General features: G+C 33.0%; 12 protein-coding genes. 11 read left to right on the forward strand and 1 reads right to left on the reverse strand.

What is annotated here, in order from left to right; translation table 11 throughout:
* Window positions 1–6 precede the first annotated feature (6 nt).
* From PHQ93_RS02660 to PHQ93_RS02690, 7 genes are read left to right on the forward strand one after another with little or no spacing between them, the layout of a single operon-like run.
* Window positions 7–1,287, forward strand: coding sequence for a PelD GGDEF domain-containing protein (locus tag PHQ93_RS02660; RefSeq protein WP_299940521.1), 1,281 nt, complete (start codon window positions 7–9; stop codon window positions 1,285–1,287).
* Window positions 1,268–2,218, forward strand: a complete 951-nt coding sequence (locus tag PHQ93_RS02665) for a hypothetical protein (protein WP_299940524.1) — start codon at window positions 1,268–1,270, stop codon at window positions 2,216–2,218. Before PHQ93_RS02660 ends, PHQ93_RS02665 begins: the two co-directional genes overlap by 20 nt.
* Window positions 2,218–3,729 carry a GT4 family glycosyltransferase PelF gene (gene pelF / locus PHQ93_RS02670; protein WP_299940527.1) on the forward strand — a complete coding sequence of 504 codons (1,512 nt, stop codon included), beginning with the start codon at window positions 2,218–2,220 and terminating at the stop codon, window positions 3,727–3,729. Before PHQ93_RS02665 ends, pelF begins: the two co-directional genes overlap by 1 nt.
* A complete protein-coding gene (gene pelG, locus PHQ93_RS02675; RefSeq protein ID WP_299940530.1) occupies window positions 3,729–5,102 on the forward strand; it encodes an exopolysaccharide Pel transporter PelG in 1,374 nt (457 codons plus the stop codon). The genes pelF and pelG overlap by 1 nt, the downstream gene beginning before the upstream one ends.
* On the forward strand, window positions 5,080–7,830 hold the full coding sequence (locus tag PHQ93_RS02680; RefSeq protein WP_299940533.1) for an endo alpha-1,4 polygalactosaminidase: 2,751 nt from the start codon (window positions 5,080–5,082) through the stop codon (window positions 7,828–7,830). The genes pelG and PHQ93_RS02680 overlap by 23 nt, the downstream gene beginning before the upstream one ends.
* A complete protein-coding gene (locus tag PHQ93_RS02685; protein ID WP_299940536.1) occupies window positions 7,814–8,845 on the forward strand; it encodes a hypothetical protein in 1,032 nt (343 codons plus the stop codon). The genes PHQ93_RS02680 and PHQ93_RS02685 overlap by 17 nt, the downstream gene beginning before the upstream one ends.
* Window positions 8,842–11,643, forward strand: a complete 2,802-nt coding sequence (locus PHQ93_RS02690; RefSeq protein WP_299940538.1) for a tetratricopeptide repeat protein — start codon at window positions 8,842–8,844, stop codon at window positions 11,641–11,643. The genes PHQ93_RS02685 and PHQ93_RS02690 overlap by 4 nt, the downstream gene beginning before the upstream one ends.
* 16 nt (window positions 11,644–11,659) lie before the next feature.
* On the opposite strand, the gene galE is transcribed toward PHQ93_RS02690, so the two are convergent.
* The gene (gene galE, locus PHQ93_RS02695; RefSeq protein ID WP_299940826.1) at window positions 11,660–12,670 is read right to left on the reverse strand and encodes a UDP-glucose 4-epimerase GalE; all 1,011 of its coding nucleotides are present in this window, start codon (window positions 12,668–12,670) and stop codon (window positions 11,660–11,662) included.
* A 184-nt stretch (window positions 12,671–12,854) separates the two neighbouring features.
* On the opposite strand from galE, the gene PHQ93_RS02700 reads away from it, so the two are divergent.
* Genes PHQ93_RS02700 through lptB form a run of 4 tightly spaced genes read left to right on the forward strand, consistent with a single transcriptional unit; the run spans window position 12,855 to window position 15,209 of the window.
* On the forward strand, window positions 12,855–13,103 hold the full coding sequence (locus PHQ93_RS02700) for an RNA-binding S4 domain-containing protein (RefSeq protein ID WP_299940540.1): 249 nt from the start codon (window positions 12,855–12,857) through the stop codon (window positions 13,101–13,103).
* Window positions 13,100–14,086, forward strand: coding sequence for an anthranilate phosphoribosyltransferase (trpD, locus tag PHQ93_RS02705; protein WP_299940542.1), 987 nt, complete (start codon window positions 13,100–13,102; stop codon window positions 14,084–14,086). Before PHQ93_RS02700 ends, trpD begins: the two co-directional genes overlap by 4 nt.
* The gene (gene tsaE, locus PHQ93_RS02710) at window positions 14,083–14,499 is read left to right on the forward strand and encodes a tRNA (adenosine(37)-N6)-threonylcarbamoyltransferase complex ATPase subunit type 1 TsaE (RefSeq protein ID WP_299940544.1); all 417 of its coding nucleotides are present in this window, start codon (window positions 14,083–14,085) and stop codon (window positions 14,497–14,499) included. The genes trpD and tsaE overlap by 4 nt, the downstream gene beginning before the upstream one ends.
* A complete protein-coding gene (lptB, locus tag PHQ93_RS02715) occupies window positions 14,487–15,209 on the forward strand; it encodes an LPS export ABC transporter ATP-binding protein (protein ID WP_299940546.1) in 723 nt (240 codons plus the stop codon). Before tsaE ends, lptB begins: the two co-directional genes overlap by 13 nt.
* The last annotated feature ends 5 nt before the right edge of the window (window positions 15,210–15,214 follow it).

Genomic DNA, 15,214 nt, shown 5'->3' on the forward strand with positions numbered 1-15,214 from the left:
AAATATATGAAAATCGTTCATAAGCGAATTAAAGAAAAAACAAAATTAGCCGCAATAACTAAAAAATTGCACGATTACGCTTATTTTGAAACGATAGTCATAGTTTCTTTATATTTAGTCGTAGGATATATTATAGATTCCAACGATATCTGCATGACAGCCGGCAACATACCTTATATGTTGATTCTATTGGCTGTTATTACCCTGTTCCACGGTTTTGAAAGCGGTATGATTGCTACCGGCATTTTAGCTTCCGCAATGTGGTATTTTTACCCTGTATTTTTGTATGTTGATTTTTTAATCTCTTTGATGATGACATTAATATTTAGTGAATTCCACTATTATTGGACAAAACGCATAAGAGAAGCACAGACTAATTCACAATATTATGAGATAAAATTAAATGAACTCTCAAAAGCATTTTATACGCTAAAAACATCTCATGATCAGTTAGAAAAAAATTATGTAATCAAGCCTATGAGTTTGCGGCATTCTATTAGAATTATAAAAGAATCAAATATCATTCAAGAAGATAAATATGAAAATTTTCTAAAGCTTTTAGAGACATCGTATAATGTCTCTATTGCAACAATAGTTTATAAACAAGATATAGGCGATAACTTTAAAATTATCTCTAAAACCGTTGATACGATAGAAGATATCAATTTTAAGGATTTATTGATTATAGATGCGTTAGAAAAACGCAAACCTGTCTACATAAGTGACGAAGCAACCAAAAAAAGTAAATATATTGCCGTAATACCGGCTCTTTATATGGAAGAAATTGTAGGCTTGCTGCTTATTGAAAAAATGCCTTTCATGTCTTTTAACAAGGAAAATTTGACATCGGTATCAATCCTGTTTGAATATTTTTCAAATGAGATGCGCAAGCAAAAAATATTGATAGAACACACCGATTTAGGCGTTATAACCGATGATGAATTTAGATTTGAGTACTTTCGTTTATATGATTTGTATAAACATTATAGAATTGATTCTATATCGTTTGTTTTTAAAATAAAAGACCCTTTGCTTGTTGAGAGATTGTACACTACAACCCAAAAATTATTGCGTTCTCTTGATATTGTAACATTGGTTAAGCAAGAAAAATATCAGTATGTCGTTTTATTGTTTCCTTTTGCAGATAAAGCTTCTGCGTTTGGTTTTATGAATCGTCTTTTAAATAGACTCGGCGATGTTAAAGAAAAAGATTTTGAATATATGACATTTGATTTTTCAAAAATGAATTTATTGGAAAAATATTTAAATGTACGATATGTTGAATAATAATTTACTGTTTTATGATGAATATATCAAAATATTTTATATTTTTCATATAATTATTACTACTATCATCAGTCTTATTTCGGCTAGATATATGCAAAAAAGGTTTTTTGATTCTAAAAAAAGAGCTTTTATCTTTATGTTTCTTTTTAATATATCTTTACCTGTAATAGGATATTTTTTCTCTTATTGGATATCTTATTATTTAAAAAATGTTAAGTATGAGGATGTATTAGATAATGTACATGTTATAGATCTTGATGAGTTTGAAAACTATTTTATAAATGTAGAACGTGCTTTTGGAGAGAGTTCTATGTATGAGCTTATGCAAAATGACTATGCATCTACATCTTTAAAAATCAAAGCACTTGTTTCTATGTCGGATAATATTTCACAAAAAAATATAAATATTATAAAATATACGCTATCTAGTAATAATGATGAGGTTAGACTATTTAGTTTTGCAATCATAGATAAAATTGAAAGAGGAATTAACGGTAAGATACATCAAAATCTTGAAAAATTTAAACAAGAGAGTGATGAAAAAAGAAAAGCATTGATAGCAAAAGAACTTGCAGCACTCTATTGGGAGATGATTTATTATGAACTTTCAGAGAGCTCTTTAAAAGATTATTATTTAAGTGAAGTCTTAAAATATATAAAATTTGCCGCTCTTAGCTATCCGTATGATTTGAAATTAAATCTGATGCTGGGAAGAGTTTATATGTTACAGAAAAATTATGACAGGGCGGCAACGGAGTTTTCCTATATATGTGAGATGAATCTAGAAGAAAATCAATTTGTTGGACCTTACCTGGCGGAGATAAATTTTAATGCAGGCAATTACAGAACTGCAAAATCAATAATATCCGAATTAAACAGTTTGCAGTTAAATAGTACGCTATATCCGATTTTTGAACAGTGGAGAGCCTAGTGGGCAGATATATAAGACAAAGTAAAGATGTCGATGTAATGCTTTTGGCAGAGGGAACTTATCCATATATCAGAGGCGGCGTTTCATCTTGGATAGCTCAACTTCTAGCCGGATTGCCGGATATAAGATTCGGAATTTGCTTTGTAGGTTCTCAAGAGAGTGAATACGGTGAAATGAGATATGAACTCCCTGATAATTTGGTTCATTTAGAAGTTCATTATATGTTTGGAGATGATAATCCGCCGGTTAAAAAAATAAAAGCAGATAAAAAAAGTTTTGAAGCTCTTAGAGAGCTTCACAAATCATTTTCACAAAAAAATGCCGATATTCCGGATATGATGAAAGATATAAATTTTTATATGAGAGATGTGACTTTTGAACATTTTTTATATTCAGATCTCTCTTGGGAGTTCTTAAATGAAAGTTATATGAAAAATTGCCCTGACATCCCTTTTATAGACTATTTTTGGACGTTGAGAAATATACACAGACCGATTTGGATACTTGCTAAAATTGTTCAGAACTTTCCGTCTATAAAACTTTTTCACTCCCCCTCAACAGGGTATGCCGGTTTTTTAGGAGCATTAGGCTCATATACTAAAAATGTTCCGTATATTTTGACTGAGCACGGAATTTATACAAGAGAGAGAAAAATAGATATGTTGACTGCCGACTGGGTCAGTTTTAAGAAATCACCTCTTTTAAAACAGCCCGAAGAGTTTAACTATATTAAAAAAATGTGGGTAAATTTCTTTGAAAAAATAGGAGAGTTTTCATATAAAAGAGCAAATACGATTTTGTCCTTATATCCAGGAGCACAAAAGATTCAAATTGCATTCGGTGCGGATGAATCCAAAACAAAAGTTATTCCAAACGGGGTTGATGTTGACGGATTAAATGCAACTATGGTTAAAAGACAAAATCCTCCTAAGCCGATTATTACGCTTATAGGTCGTGTAGTTTCTATTAAAGATATTAAAACTTTTATTCGTGCTATTAGAATAACTCTAAATGAAATTCCCGATGTTGAAGCTTGGGTAGTCGGTCCGACGGATGAAGATCCGGAATATTTTGCCGAGTGTGAATATATGGTCGAATCTTTAGGTTTAAAAAACAATATGAAGTTTTTAGGATTTCAAAATATTAAAAATATTCTTCCGCAATCTGCGCTTCAAACGTTAACATCCATAAGCGAGGGTATGCCGCTTGTCATACTAGAGGGTTATGCTGCCGGAGTTCCGTGTGTTGCGACTGACGTCGGTAGTTGTAGGGATTTAATATACGGCGGTTTGGATGATGAAGATATAGCACTCGGTGCTGCCGGTGCTATAACCAATATTGCAAACCCGTCCGAATTGGCAAAACAGTATATCCATTTTTTATCAGACTATGATGCTTGGAAGAGGGCTCAGGAAGTTGCTTTGTTAAGAGTAGAAAAATATTACAGACAAGAGATGTTTTTAAAACAATATAATGATATATATTTAAAAGCTATGGACGGTAAATTGTAATGGCCGGAATAGGTTTTGAGCTTCGCAGAATTTTAAAAAAAGATAGATTGTTATCTCTTGCTAAAGTTTATAGTTACTCTGCAGTTCTTAGTTCAGGACCTTGGGTTATATCTATCGTAGCTATTATTTTAGTCGGATTTGTAAATATTTCAACTATGGGCGCGATGAGTCAAGCCGCTAAATTTCAAATAGTTATAACTTATGCTATAGCTTTAGCTTCCAGTCTTGTAGTTACGGGGGTATTGCAGCTCCCTTTTACCAGATATGTGGCTGATTTGATATTTGAGAAGAGAGAAGATGAAGTTCTTCCGTCATATTTCGGTGCAATTTTTCTCTCATGGTTAATCGGTCTGCCATTTGTTATTCCTTTGGTTTTTTATATATTTGATACACAAAATCTTCTGTTTTTAATTGGAGTAATATCAATATTTTTAATTTTATGCGGAGTTTGGATATCTAGTATATTAGCTGCCAGTTTAAAATATTATATCGGTGTAGTATGGGCATATTTTGCTTCTTATGCTTTTATTGTTTTGTTCTCATATCTTTTTGGTGATAGTATAGAAGCTTTGATGTTTATATTTTTTATAGGAAATTCAATACTATTCGTAATCTTGATGACGCTTATTATCAAATCATACAATTCGTCAATATTTATGAAGATAGATTTCTTTTTTGCCCCAAATTTTTACTGGTCTTTAGGTATCGCGGGACTTGCTTATAATCTAGGTGCATGGGTAGATAAATTTATATTTTGGTATCATCCTTTAACAGGAAATGCAGTTATTGGAAAACTAAATGCATCGGTTGTCTACGATATACCGATATTTTTAGCCTATCTATCTATACTTCCCGGTATGGCAATTTTCTTTTATCGTTTAGAAGCCGATTTCGCAGAGAAGTACGAATTATATTATGATTCCGTAAGAAACGGCGGAACATTGGATACCATTAGAAGATATAGAAATGATATGGTTGATGTGATTCGCCATGCAATACGTGAAATTATTATGATACAGGGTGTTTTAAATATTTTGCTGTTTTTGACGGCTCCGTCTATATTTAAAGTATTAAATATTCCACAGTTATATTTGGGATTGTTATATATTTTAACAATCGGAGCAATGCTTCAGGTTAGTTTTATGTCAGTCTTAGCGATACTTTATTATCTTGATAGAAAATTGGTGGCCATGTGGCTTTGTATAGCCTTTTTTGTTTCAAACGGAGTTTTGACTTATATATCTATCGATATGGGGCCTGCTATGTTTGGGTACGGTTATGCTTCGTCTTTATTGTTGGTTTTTACTGCCAGTGTTATAGTTATTAGAAATGAGATGAATAGGTTGGATTATGAAACATTTATGCTGCAGTAAATTTTTATTTATTTTATTTGTTATTGTTACTTCTTTAAGCGGATCACTTAAGGACAAAAGCGAAATTGTTTTTTATGCAGATTATATATCATATCCAACGATAGGGATTCACGACTACATAATAGTTCAGCCTCAAAATATAGATACAAATACGCACGGTTTTTCTATTTACAAAGATAAAATGTATGCTTATGTAAGCATATTGGAAGTAAATAAAGATACTAAAGAGTATAAAAAAATAGATCCAAAATGGATTATAGGAGAAAATAGCAGCTGGAATAGCGCGGTTTTAGATATTAGAAATAAAGATTATCAAAAATTTTTATTTGAAGAAATAATAGAAATAAAAATAAAAGAGGGGCATATAAACTTTTTTTTCGATACGCTTGACTCTTATCAAATGTATGCAAAAACTACTGAGCAATCAAAAGAGTATGAAGATGCTTTGGTTGAGTTTATAAGCACTTTTCATAAAAAATTTCCGCATTCCAAGCTTGTTATAAATCGCGGATTTGAGATTATCGAGAGGGTTCATAAATTTGTTGAAGCGGTTTTATTTGAATCTTATCATTATGGTATAAATTCTAAGGATTTAACATATAAAAAAGTCTCTTTGGAAGATAAAAAGTGGTTAGATTCTTATATCGATAAAATCAAATCTTACGGTTTGGATTTAATAGCGGTAGATTATTTGCCTCAAAATGAATCTGACAAGATAGATGAGTCTATAAACATTATAAAATCAAGAGGAATGATTCCGTATGTATCAATTCCTAAATTGGATATTTACGGAAAATCTTCTAAAAATGCTCTAAAGAGAGAGATTTTGTTTCTTATAGATGAGGGTAAAAAAGATAGAAGTGTTTTGGGATCGCATATGTACGGTGCACTTCCTTTGGAGTATCTGGGGTATATACAAGAACTATATGAGATAAACCAAGGATTGCCGAAGATTGAAAATATGGGACATTATGCCGGTGTAGTAGTATGGCTGGAGCAGCCGTATAAAGATCCAAAAAGTTTGACAAAATGGGTAACCAAGCTTCATTCGCTAGGAATAAAGGTTGTGTTTATCGATAATTTCGGTACTTTTATAAAGAGTACGGCTTTGGACTCTTTGGGTATTGAAACCATAGATGCAGAAGAGAGTATCTCGGATAAAAAAACTATAATATTTAAAGATGATATGATTGGTTATGAAGTACAGCCGCCTCTGTCTATAGGTGATAGATATTTAAAACCAAGAGATTCAAAACCACTGATTATTTATGAAGATGAACATAAAAAACAATCGGTTCATGCGGCGATAACCCCGTGGGGCGGCTATGCTTTAGATGAAGTTGCTATAATAGAGATCAATAAAGAAAATCTTTGGGTTATTAACCCTTTTGAATTTTTTCGACAAGCTTTGAGATTAAAACCTTTGGCAGTTCCCGATACGACTACGCAGAATGCAAACCGTTTATTGTTTTCGCATATAGACGGCGATGGAATTATGAATAGAGCAGAGTGGAATCCTGAACTGTTTTCAGGTGATATAATTTTAGAAAATATTTTAAAAGTGTATAAAATTCCACATACCGTATCTGTAATAGGTGCCGAGATAAATCCGGAGGGACTTTATCCCGATATTTCGCAAAAGATGATAAATATAGCAAAGCGGATTTATAGTTTGGATAATGTCGAAGGAGCTACACATACATATACGCATCCGTTTTCTTGGGGTAAAATAGTAGACGGAAATCTTGATGAAGAGTATAGACTGAAAGTGAAAAATTATAAATTTTCATTGGAGAGAGAGTTTAAAGTATCCCTAGATGATATAAGCACAAAGCTGCAACCGCCAAATAAACCGCGTGCGAATATTGTTTTTTGGAGCGGTTCGTGCGACCCTAGAGAGGATGTTTTAAAATATATATATAAAAATAGGTTTTTAAATATAAACGGCGGCTATACAACGATAACAAATACATCTCCATGGCTTTCAAATGTAGCGCCGATCGGTTTAAAAAGAGGAGATTATTATCAAATTTATACAGGCGCTCAAAATGAAAATGTATATACTAATAACTGGCTTGAATCTTTTTGGGGATTTAAAAAAGTCGTACAGACATTTAAGTTAACCGATACTCCAAAAAGGCTTAAACCGATAGATATCTATTATCATCTATATTCCGGTTCAAAAAGAGCTTCTTTAAATGCTCTAAAGTATGTTTTTGATTGGGCATTGGAGCAGGATGTTTTTCCTATATTTACATCTGAGTATATTTATAACGCGATGGATTATTATGTCGTATCCATAGCAAATGAGTCGGATGAATGGCTTGTTGAGGGAACTAAATCATTAAAAACTCTTCGTTTTGAAAAACCTGATTTGAGTGTTGATATAAAAAATTCTAAAGGGGTTGTCGGATTTAAAACCATCCAAAACAGAACATATATACACCTAGATGAAAGTCAAAAACAACTTTTAACTTTAAAAGAAAATGCGGTAAATAAAAAAGCTTATCTCATAGATGCGAATGCTAAAGTAACCAACTACACCACAAGCGATAAAGAACAGATATTTTCGTTTAGCGGTCACACAGATTTAAAGCTTAGTTTTTATCTTCCAAGCAACTGTACACTCAAATCATCTTCGCAAGCTCTAACAAAAAAGGATAAAAATAAGATATCTTTAGAGTATAAAAATATAAATAAAGTAAATATAAATGTCACATGTCAATGAAGATAGACTTCAAGTAGCAACATATAAAGAGATAGCTATCGTATTTGCTACATTTGTTGTTATTTTATTTTTTTTATATCCAAAAGAGTTGATAAAAGATCAAATATTACGAGAAGACTCCAACTATGATTTGAGCATGCTCTATCTAAAAAATATGTTAAAGCATGACCCTAAAAATGAGTCATTGATGTTGACATTGGCTAAGGTGGGTTTACAATCCGGTAAAAAGGATATCTCGTTGAGATTGGTTGAGTTATTGCACTCAAGCAGTGATGAAAAAATAAAAAAAGAGGCATATACATTGGGTTATACTCTGCATAAAGAAAATTATTATCTAGTTGATACCCAAGAACAAAAAGAACAAATTATTAAAAAACTAAAAAGTATATTTTTAAATATAGTCGAAGACAATCTTTATGATGTACAAGATTTGGATATATGGTACGAAGAGGCCATTTTTTTGAACGACTATTTAAGTGCACATAATCTATTGTTAAAAAAATTAAAACAAAACGATAATGATATACAATCACTAGAGCGTATTTATTACCTTTTAAATAAAATGGGTAAAGACTCATTGCCGTATCTGCAACAATTGCAAAAAAAAGACAAAGCCAATGCGTTAAAATGGATAATGGCCGAATACTATCTTCTGATGGATAAGCAAAAGTATACTGAGGCAGAAATACTTTTGAAAAAACACTCTTTAAATTCAGACTCTTTTGTAAAAGAGCTGGCACATTTTTACAACTATACTAAACAATACGGCAAGGCTTCCCAAGCTTATATAGAGATTTATAATAAATCAAAAGATAAAGAATATCTTATAAAGGCTATAGAGTCTCTACAAGCTGGAAATTATTTAAAAGAATCGGTAGAATTGGCTCAAAAATATGAAAACTTTTATATAAACGATAAAGAATTTAGAATTTTTTTGTTAAAAGTTTATTTGGCAGGCGGAGATGTAAAGCTGGCGTCAAAATTGGCTAAAAAAATAATGGACTTAGAAAAATGAAAATATATATTTTAATATTTTTAAGTCTTATTTTTTTATTTGCCGATGATATTGCCAAAAGTGCTAAAGTTGATGTAAACAACTCATTTGTTGATAAAAAGGATGAAGAATTAAGATTGCTTTTGCAGGTATTTTTATATGACAATGACATTGAAAATGCCTATAAAGCCGCTAAACTAGGTTATAAAAGAGATCCGAACTCTATATATTGGAATCAGAAAATGGCCGAAACATCTAAATGGAGCGGGCGCAATAATGAAGCTATAAAATATATGTTTTTTATATATGAGAAAACTAAAGATCAAGAGGTTAAACAAAATCTTATTAATTACGGGCTGCAAACTTATCAATATGAGAGTATTGAAGATTTGGTAGTCTCTAATGCTTTGAGTAAACCGACAAAAGAGAATATAGACTTAATGGAATTTGTCTATTCTGAGATAGGATTTCCTGAAAAATCGGCAGCTATTTTAGAAGCAGAGTATAACAAAGAGAGTTCAAAGATTGACTATTTGTCGCGTGCGCTTCGGATATATACGGATATCGGTGATTTAACAAATGCTTCAAGAATCGTTAATATTTTAGAAAAAAATAAGCTCTATACAAAAGAGACTGCTATACAAATAACTTACTTTTACTATACGCAAAAAAATATGGATTTAGCGTATGAAAAACTGCTGATAGCTAAAAAATTTATTGATGATGAAGATATAAAGTATTTGCAGTTGTTGAGTGATCTTGGATGGTATATGCAAGATTATTCAAATGGTGCAGAAGTTATCAAAAAACTGATGTCATTAGACAATGCCCGCATAGTTGATTATGAGAGGGTTATTCAGTTTTACCAAGGTAAGGATTTAGATTTTGTTTTAAAAGCATGTAAAGAAGCTTATAAAAAACATCAGGCATCCTATCTTTTTTATTACTATGCAAACAATGCGGTAAAATTAAATCGCTATGATGATTTAAAAGATTTTATGACAGAGATAGACAATGATGACACGTATATAAAAAATGAAGCACTTTACTGGGTGATAAAAGCTCAAGTTTTTAAATATTATAAAGATTTAGAGATGTCTAAAAGTGCTTTAAAAGTAGCGCAAAGTTTAGATTTGGGTAATTTAAATATGAAATTGACGCTTTTTTGGTTTTATATAGAAAATCATTTTGACGAAGAGTTAAAAACTGTTTTAAAAGATCTTGAAGAGACTCAAAATATAAGTGATGAGTATTATATGCCTATGGCATCTGCATATTTTTATTTGCAAGATATCGACAGAGCGTCATACTATTTACAACAGCTTACAGATACAAATCATTACAGTGTAAATAGTTTGGATTTTAAGTTTTTAAAAGCATATATATATAAAGCTCAAAACGATGAAGACTCTTTTAATAGTAGCATAAAAACTATTTTAAAAGAGTTGGAGGAAAACGGCAGAGGAGATAGCTCGCTATTAAAAAACGATACATACTTAAATAGATATCTTCGTGCTTCTTTATATACATTGAGTGCAGATGAATTTCAAAAAAAACTTTTTGAATCAAAAGAGTATCTATTAAAGAAAAATTATGATGAAATTTCTTACTCTTTTGCAATAGATAACGGTGCATACGAAGATAGTGGTTTGATATATCAAAATATTCAAAATAAAGAGATATGGCATAGATTTAACAATGCCGTGATTTTCCAAAATCGCAGTGAAATTGAAGATATGCTAGAACTTTATCTAGCAAGTTTACCAGTTGATGATGCATCTTCAGAAGCAAAAAAAGATGGTCAAATAGCGCTCTCTCAGACATTAGCTTATGATAGTTTAGATAAAAACAGTTATTCAGAAAATAGCTATATTCAACATCTCTCTTTATCAAAAGATTATGCGAATAAGTTTGATGCAAAATTCTCGCATTATAAAAGAGACGAGCTTTTGCAAAAATCTTTACAACTGAATAACAAAATTTATATATTAAACGGTTGGTATCTCTTTAATGAAGTTGATTATGTAAAAAACTCAATCTTAGATGAAAATCTTTTTAACCAAATCCCAAAAGATACGATAAAAGCCGGTATGGAACTAAGAAAGATTTATGACAAAGTTTATTTTGATTTCGGTTTGGCTTATCATGAATCTATGAAAAATTATTTATCATATAAAATAGATGCTTCTTATCAGATGAGTAAAAATTTAAAAACAGATATCTCTTATGAAAAAAATAAAGAAGCCAAAGAGAGTATCGGACTGCTGCTTGGCGGTAAAAAAACTTCATACGATTTTAAAATTAATTGGAATGTACTAAACTCTACTTCGTTAAATATTCTATACGAATTAAACGATTATAGCTCACAAGATGATGTGGAATTAACAAAAGGCAGTTATGCTCGTATATCGGCTAGTAAAGCATATAGACTTGGATATCCTGATATATCTGTTGAAGCCTTTTATGATTACGGCGCTTACTCGGCAGGCAGTAACTCCTTAAATGGCACAATAGATATGTTGTATAAAAAACCCACTTTAGCCGTGCCGAAAGATTTTTATAACATAGGAGCAGTTTTTAATTACGGTATGGTAAATAGTAACTCATATACAAGGGTTTGGAGACCTTTCTTTTCATTTAGTCCTTACTATAACGGTCAATCAAACTCATTTAATTTTGGATTTGACGGGGGGATGGGCGGAAAAATATTTAATCAAGATCATCTAGTTTTTGGTTTAAATTACTCAGAATCCGTAAATGGAGTTTCCGCTAAGGCTATGGAATTTTATATAAAGTATCATTTTTTATATGCTAAATAAAAGTTAAGGGTGTGCTTTAGTTGTATCCGTTTGGATTTTTTGATTGCCAGCGCCAAGCGTCTTCACACATTTCGTCAATTCCTTTAGCAGCGCTCCAATCTATAATCTTTTTTGCAAAACTAGCATCTGCAAAACATTTAGCAACATCACCGGATCTCCTCGGAGCAAATTTATAAGGAACTTTTTTTCCTGAAGCTTTTTCAAAAGCTTTTACCATATCTAAAACAGAGTAGCCGCAACCCGTACCTAGATTGACTACTAAAATCTCTTTTATATCATCTAGCTTTTTTAAAGCTTTTACATGTCCTAGTGAGAGATCCACTACATGTATATAATCTCTAACGCCTGTTCCGTCGTGAGTGTCGTAATCATCACCGAAAACGCTCAAAAACTCTCTTTTTCCTATGGCGGTTTGAGATATAAAAGGCATAAGATTGTTTGGGATACCGCGCGGATCTTCTCCGATTAATCCTGATTCATGCGCTCCGATAGGATTAAAATACCTAAGTATTGCTATTTTATAACTATTGTCGGATGCGAAAAGATCATGCAAAATCTCTTCTATAAAAAGCTTGGTCTTACCGTAAGGATTGGTAGCGCTAAGTGGAAAATCCTCTTTTATAGGGGTTGTATGCGGAATTCCGTAAACGGTCGCTGATGAGCTAAATATAATTTTTTTACATCCAAACTCTTGCATAACCTGACATAATGCTATAGTTCCGTTTACATTGTTATCGTAGTAATCAAGCGGTTTTTGTATAGACTCGCCGACGGCTTTAAGACCTGCAAAATGAATGACTGCATCAATACTGTAGTTTTTGAAAACTTTTCGCAGATCCGACTTTTTTCTTATGTCGCCGTGGCACAAGTTAATAGTGGCAGAAGTGATTTTTTCAACTCTTTTTATACTCTCTTCTGAAGAGTTGGAAAAATTATCAAAAACTACAACTTCATAACCGGCTTTTATAAGTTCTACACATGTGTGTGAGCCGATATATCCTGCTCCGCCGGTTACCAAAATCATTATTCTTTCCTAAAAATAAAATATAACCAAATTGTACTTTTATATTAATATGAATGTGCTTAACGGGCTCCTGAAATTGTGCTTTTTAGAGGCTTCAATTGCTTCCAACGCAAAAAATGTTCCAACTCTTACATTCTTTTCAGTTTCAATACTCTACAATACAAAAAACATTATATTGCGGGTGTAAATGAGAATAGATAAATTTTTAAATTCTGTAAATATTACAAAGAGACGCTCAGTGTCACAAGATATGATAGCAAGCGGCGTTGTGCTTATAAACGGCATAGTTGCAAAGGCTAGCAAAAATGTTGAAGTCGGCTCAATTATTACGATTAACTATCTTGAATCTTCAAAAAAATATAAAGTTCTTAAAATTCCAACCGCAAAATCAACACCGAAGAGTTTGCAAAGTGAGTATTTTGAGGAGATTTTATGAGTTATGAAGAGGCAAAAAAATCTTTTACTTCTCTCTTTAATCATGAAATGAACGATGATGAGATGAGAGAATTTTTATTGAGCGTGAAGCTTGACGAAAATACTCCTGTTCAAACCATTGCCGCCGCTGCCGAGGTTATGCGCTCCTACGCGATTCCTCTTCCTATATCTGATGATTTGCGCTTAAGAGCAATAGATATCGTAGGGACGGGCGGAGATAAAATAGGGAGTTTTAATATCTCTTCTACGGTAGCGATTCTTGGGGCATCTTGCGGGAGTGTGGTTGCAAAGCATGGAAGCCGTTCTGTTACTTCAAAATCGGGGAGTGCGGATATGTTTGAAGAACTAGGCATCAGGCTTGATTTGAACATACAAAATAGTGCCAGACTTTTAGAAGAGACGGGGTTTACTTTTATGTTTGCGGCAAATCACCACCCTGCTATGAAGTTTATTATGCCTGTTAGAAAAACGATACCCGATAAGACGATATTTAATATTTTAGGACCTCTTACAAATCCTGCGGGGGTGAAAAAATCTCTTCTTGGAGTTTTTAACAAATCATTCGTTGCCAAAATGGCGGAGGCGTTAAAGATAAACGGTGCAACTTCCGCAATGGTCGTAAGTTCGGCAGAGGGGATGGATGAGATAAGTATAAGCGATATTACTTACGCATCAAGGCTTAAAGACGGCATGGTAAACGAGTTTATAGTCGACCCGCAAGAGCATGGCATAAAAAGAGCCCCTCTAAGTGCGATTGTCGGCGGTGACGGAAGAGAAAACGCACTCATATTACATAATATTTTTGATAGTAAATCAACGGATGCACAAAGAGATATCGTACTTATAAATTGCGCCTCTGCTTTAATGGTTGATGGTTTGGCAAGAGACATTCAAGACGGATTGGAGATGGCAAGAGAGGCGATTGAGAGCAAAAAAGCCAAAGAGAAGCTAAAACAAATAATAGAGATATCGAATAAACTATGAAAAAAACCTTTTTGCTTGGATTGGACGAAATAGATATTTTGGCAGAGTGGATTGCTAAAAATTTCACAAACGGCGTAATTGTTTTGCGTGGAGATTTGGCGGCAGGAAAGACAACCTTAGTAAAAAAAACGGTTAAGTTTTTAGGAGTTGAGGAGGAAGTGACTTCGCCTACATTTTCGCTTCAGCACCGCTACGGGGATAGGGTTTTTCATTACGATATGTACAATCACGGACTTGATCATTTTATCTCTTTGGGGATGCTTGAGGAGTTGGAGAAGGACGGGCTTCATTTTGTGGAGTGGGGTGATGACGAGTTGGTTAAAATTTTAAATTCAGCCTCAATTGAGACTATGACGATAGATATAAAAAAAATTTCCGATAACAAAAGAGAGTATGAAGTATGCACACACTAAAAGCGGTAGATTTAAAGAAGAAGATAAAAGATTTAGAGATAGTAAAAGGGATGAGTCTTGAAGTTAAAAGCGGTGAGGTTGTAGGACTTTTAGGACCAAACGGAGCAGGCAAGACAACTACATTTTATATGATTTGCGGACTTGTTGAAGCAAGCGGGGGAGAGGTTTTTTTTGATGATGAAAATCTATCCGGTATGCCTCTGCACGAAAGAGCATTAAAAGGTATCGGTTATCTTCCTCAAGAGGCTTCGATATTTAAGGATTTGAGCGTTGAGGATAATCTTCTCATCGCCGCAGAGGTAAAAATAAAAGATAAAAAAGCTCAAGAAAAGAGGATTTTAGAACTGCTTGATATGTTCAACATAGAGCCGATCCGCTATCGCAAAGGAGTAAGTCTAAGCGGCGGAGAGCGTCGCCGTGTCGAGATTGCCCGTGCTTTGGTGAATGAGCCGAAATTTTTACTTCTTGACGAGCCTTTTGCAGGAGTCGACCCCATAGCGGTTATGGATATTCAAACGGTTATAAAACAGCTTGTCTCTTACGGAATCGGCGTACTTATTACAGACCATAATGTTCGTGAGACTTTAGATGTTTGCGACAGGGCTTATGTTATAAAATCAGGCTCTCTTTTAGCTAGCGGTACAAGCAAAGAGATAGGGCAAAATGCCGATGTTCGCAAGCACTATTTAGGCGAGGAGTTTAAGCTCTAAGGCTT

The sequence above is a fragment of the Sulfurimonas sp. genome (assembly GCF_028714975.1).
GTDB lineage: Bacteria > Campylobacterota > Campylobacteria > Campylobacterales > Sulfurimonadaceae > Sulfurimonas.

What these genes read in the sequence shown, in the direction of transcription:
- lptB (WP_299940546.1), top strand. Translation starts at nt 14,487, where the DNA reads ATGCACACACTAAAAGCGGTAGATTTAAAGAAGAAGATAAAAGATTTA.
- tsaE (WP_299940544.1), top strand. Translation starts at nt 14,083, where the DNA reads ATGAAAAAAACCTTTTTGCTTGGATTGGACGAAATAGATATTTTGGCA.
- trpD (WP_299940542.1), top strand. Translation starts at nt 13,100, where the DNA reads ATGAGTTATGAAGAGGCAAAAAAATCTTTTACTTCTCTCTTTAATCAT.
- PHQ93_RS02690 (WP_299940538.1), top strand. Translation starts at nt 8,842, where the DNA reads ATGAAAATATATATTTTAATATTTTTAAGTCTTATTTTTTTATTTGCC.
- PHQ93_RS02665 (WP_299940524.1), top strand. Translation starts at nt 1,268, where the DNA reads ATGTACGATATGTTGAATAATAATTTACTGTTTTATGATGAATATATC.
- PHQ93_RS02700 (WP_299940540.1), top strand. Translation starts at nt 12,855, where the DNA reads ATGAGAATAGATAAATTTTTAAATTCTGTAAATATTACAAAGAGACGC.
- pelG (WP_299940530.1), top strand. Translation starts at nt 3,729, where the DNA reads ATGGCCGGAATAGGTTTTGAGCTTCGCAGAATTTTAAAAAAAGATAGA.
- PHQ93_RS02685 (WP_299940536.1), top strand. Translation starts at nt 7,814, where the DNA reads ATGTCACATGTCAATGAAGATAGACTTCAAGTAGCAACATATAAAGAG.
- PHQ93_RS02680 (WP_299940533.1), top strand. Translation starts at nt 5,080, where the DNA reads ATGAAACATTTATGCTGCAGTAAATTTTTATTTATTTTATTTGTTATT.
- PHQ93_RS02660 (WP_299940521.1), top strand. Translation starts at nt 7, where the DNA reads ATGAAAATCGTTCATAAGCGAATTAAAGAAAAAACAAAATTAGCCGCA.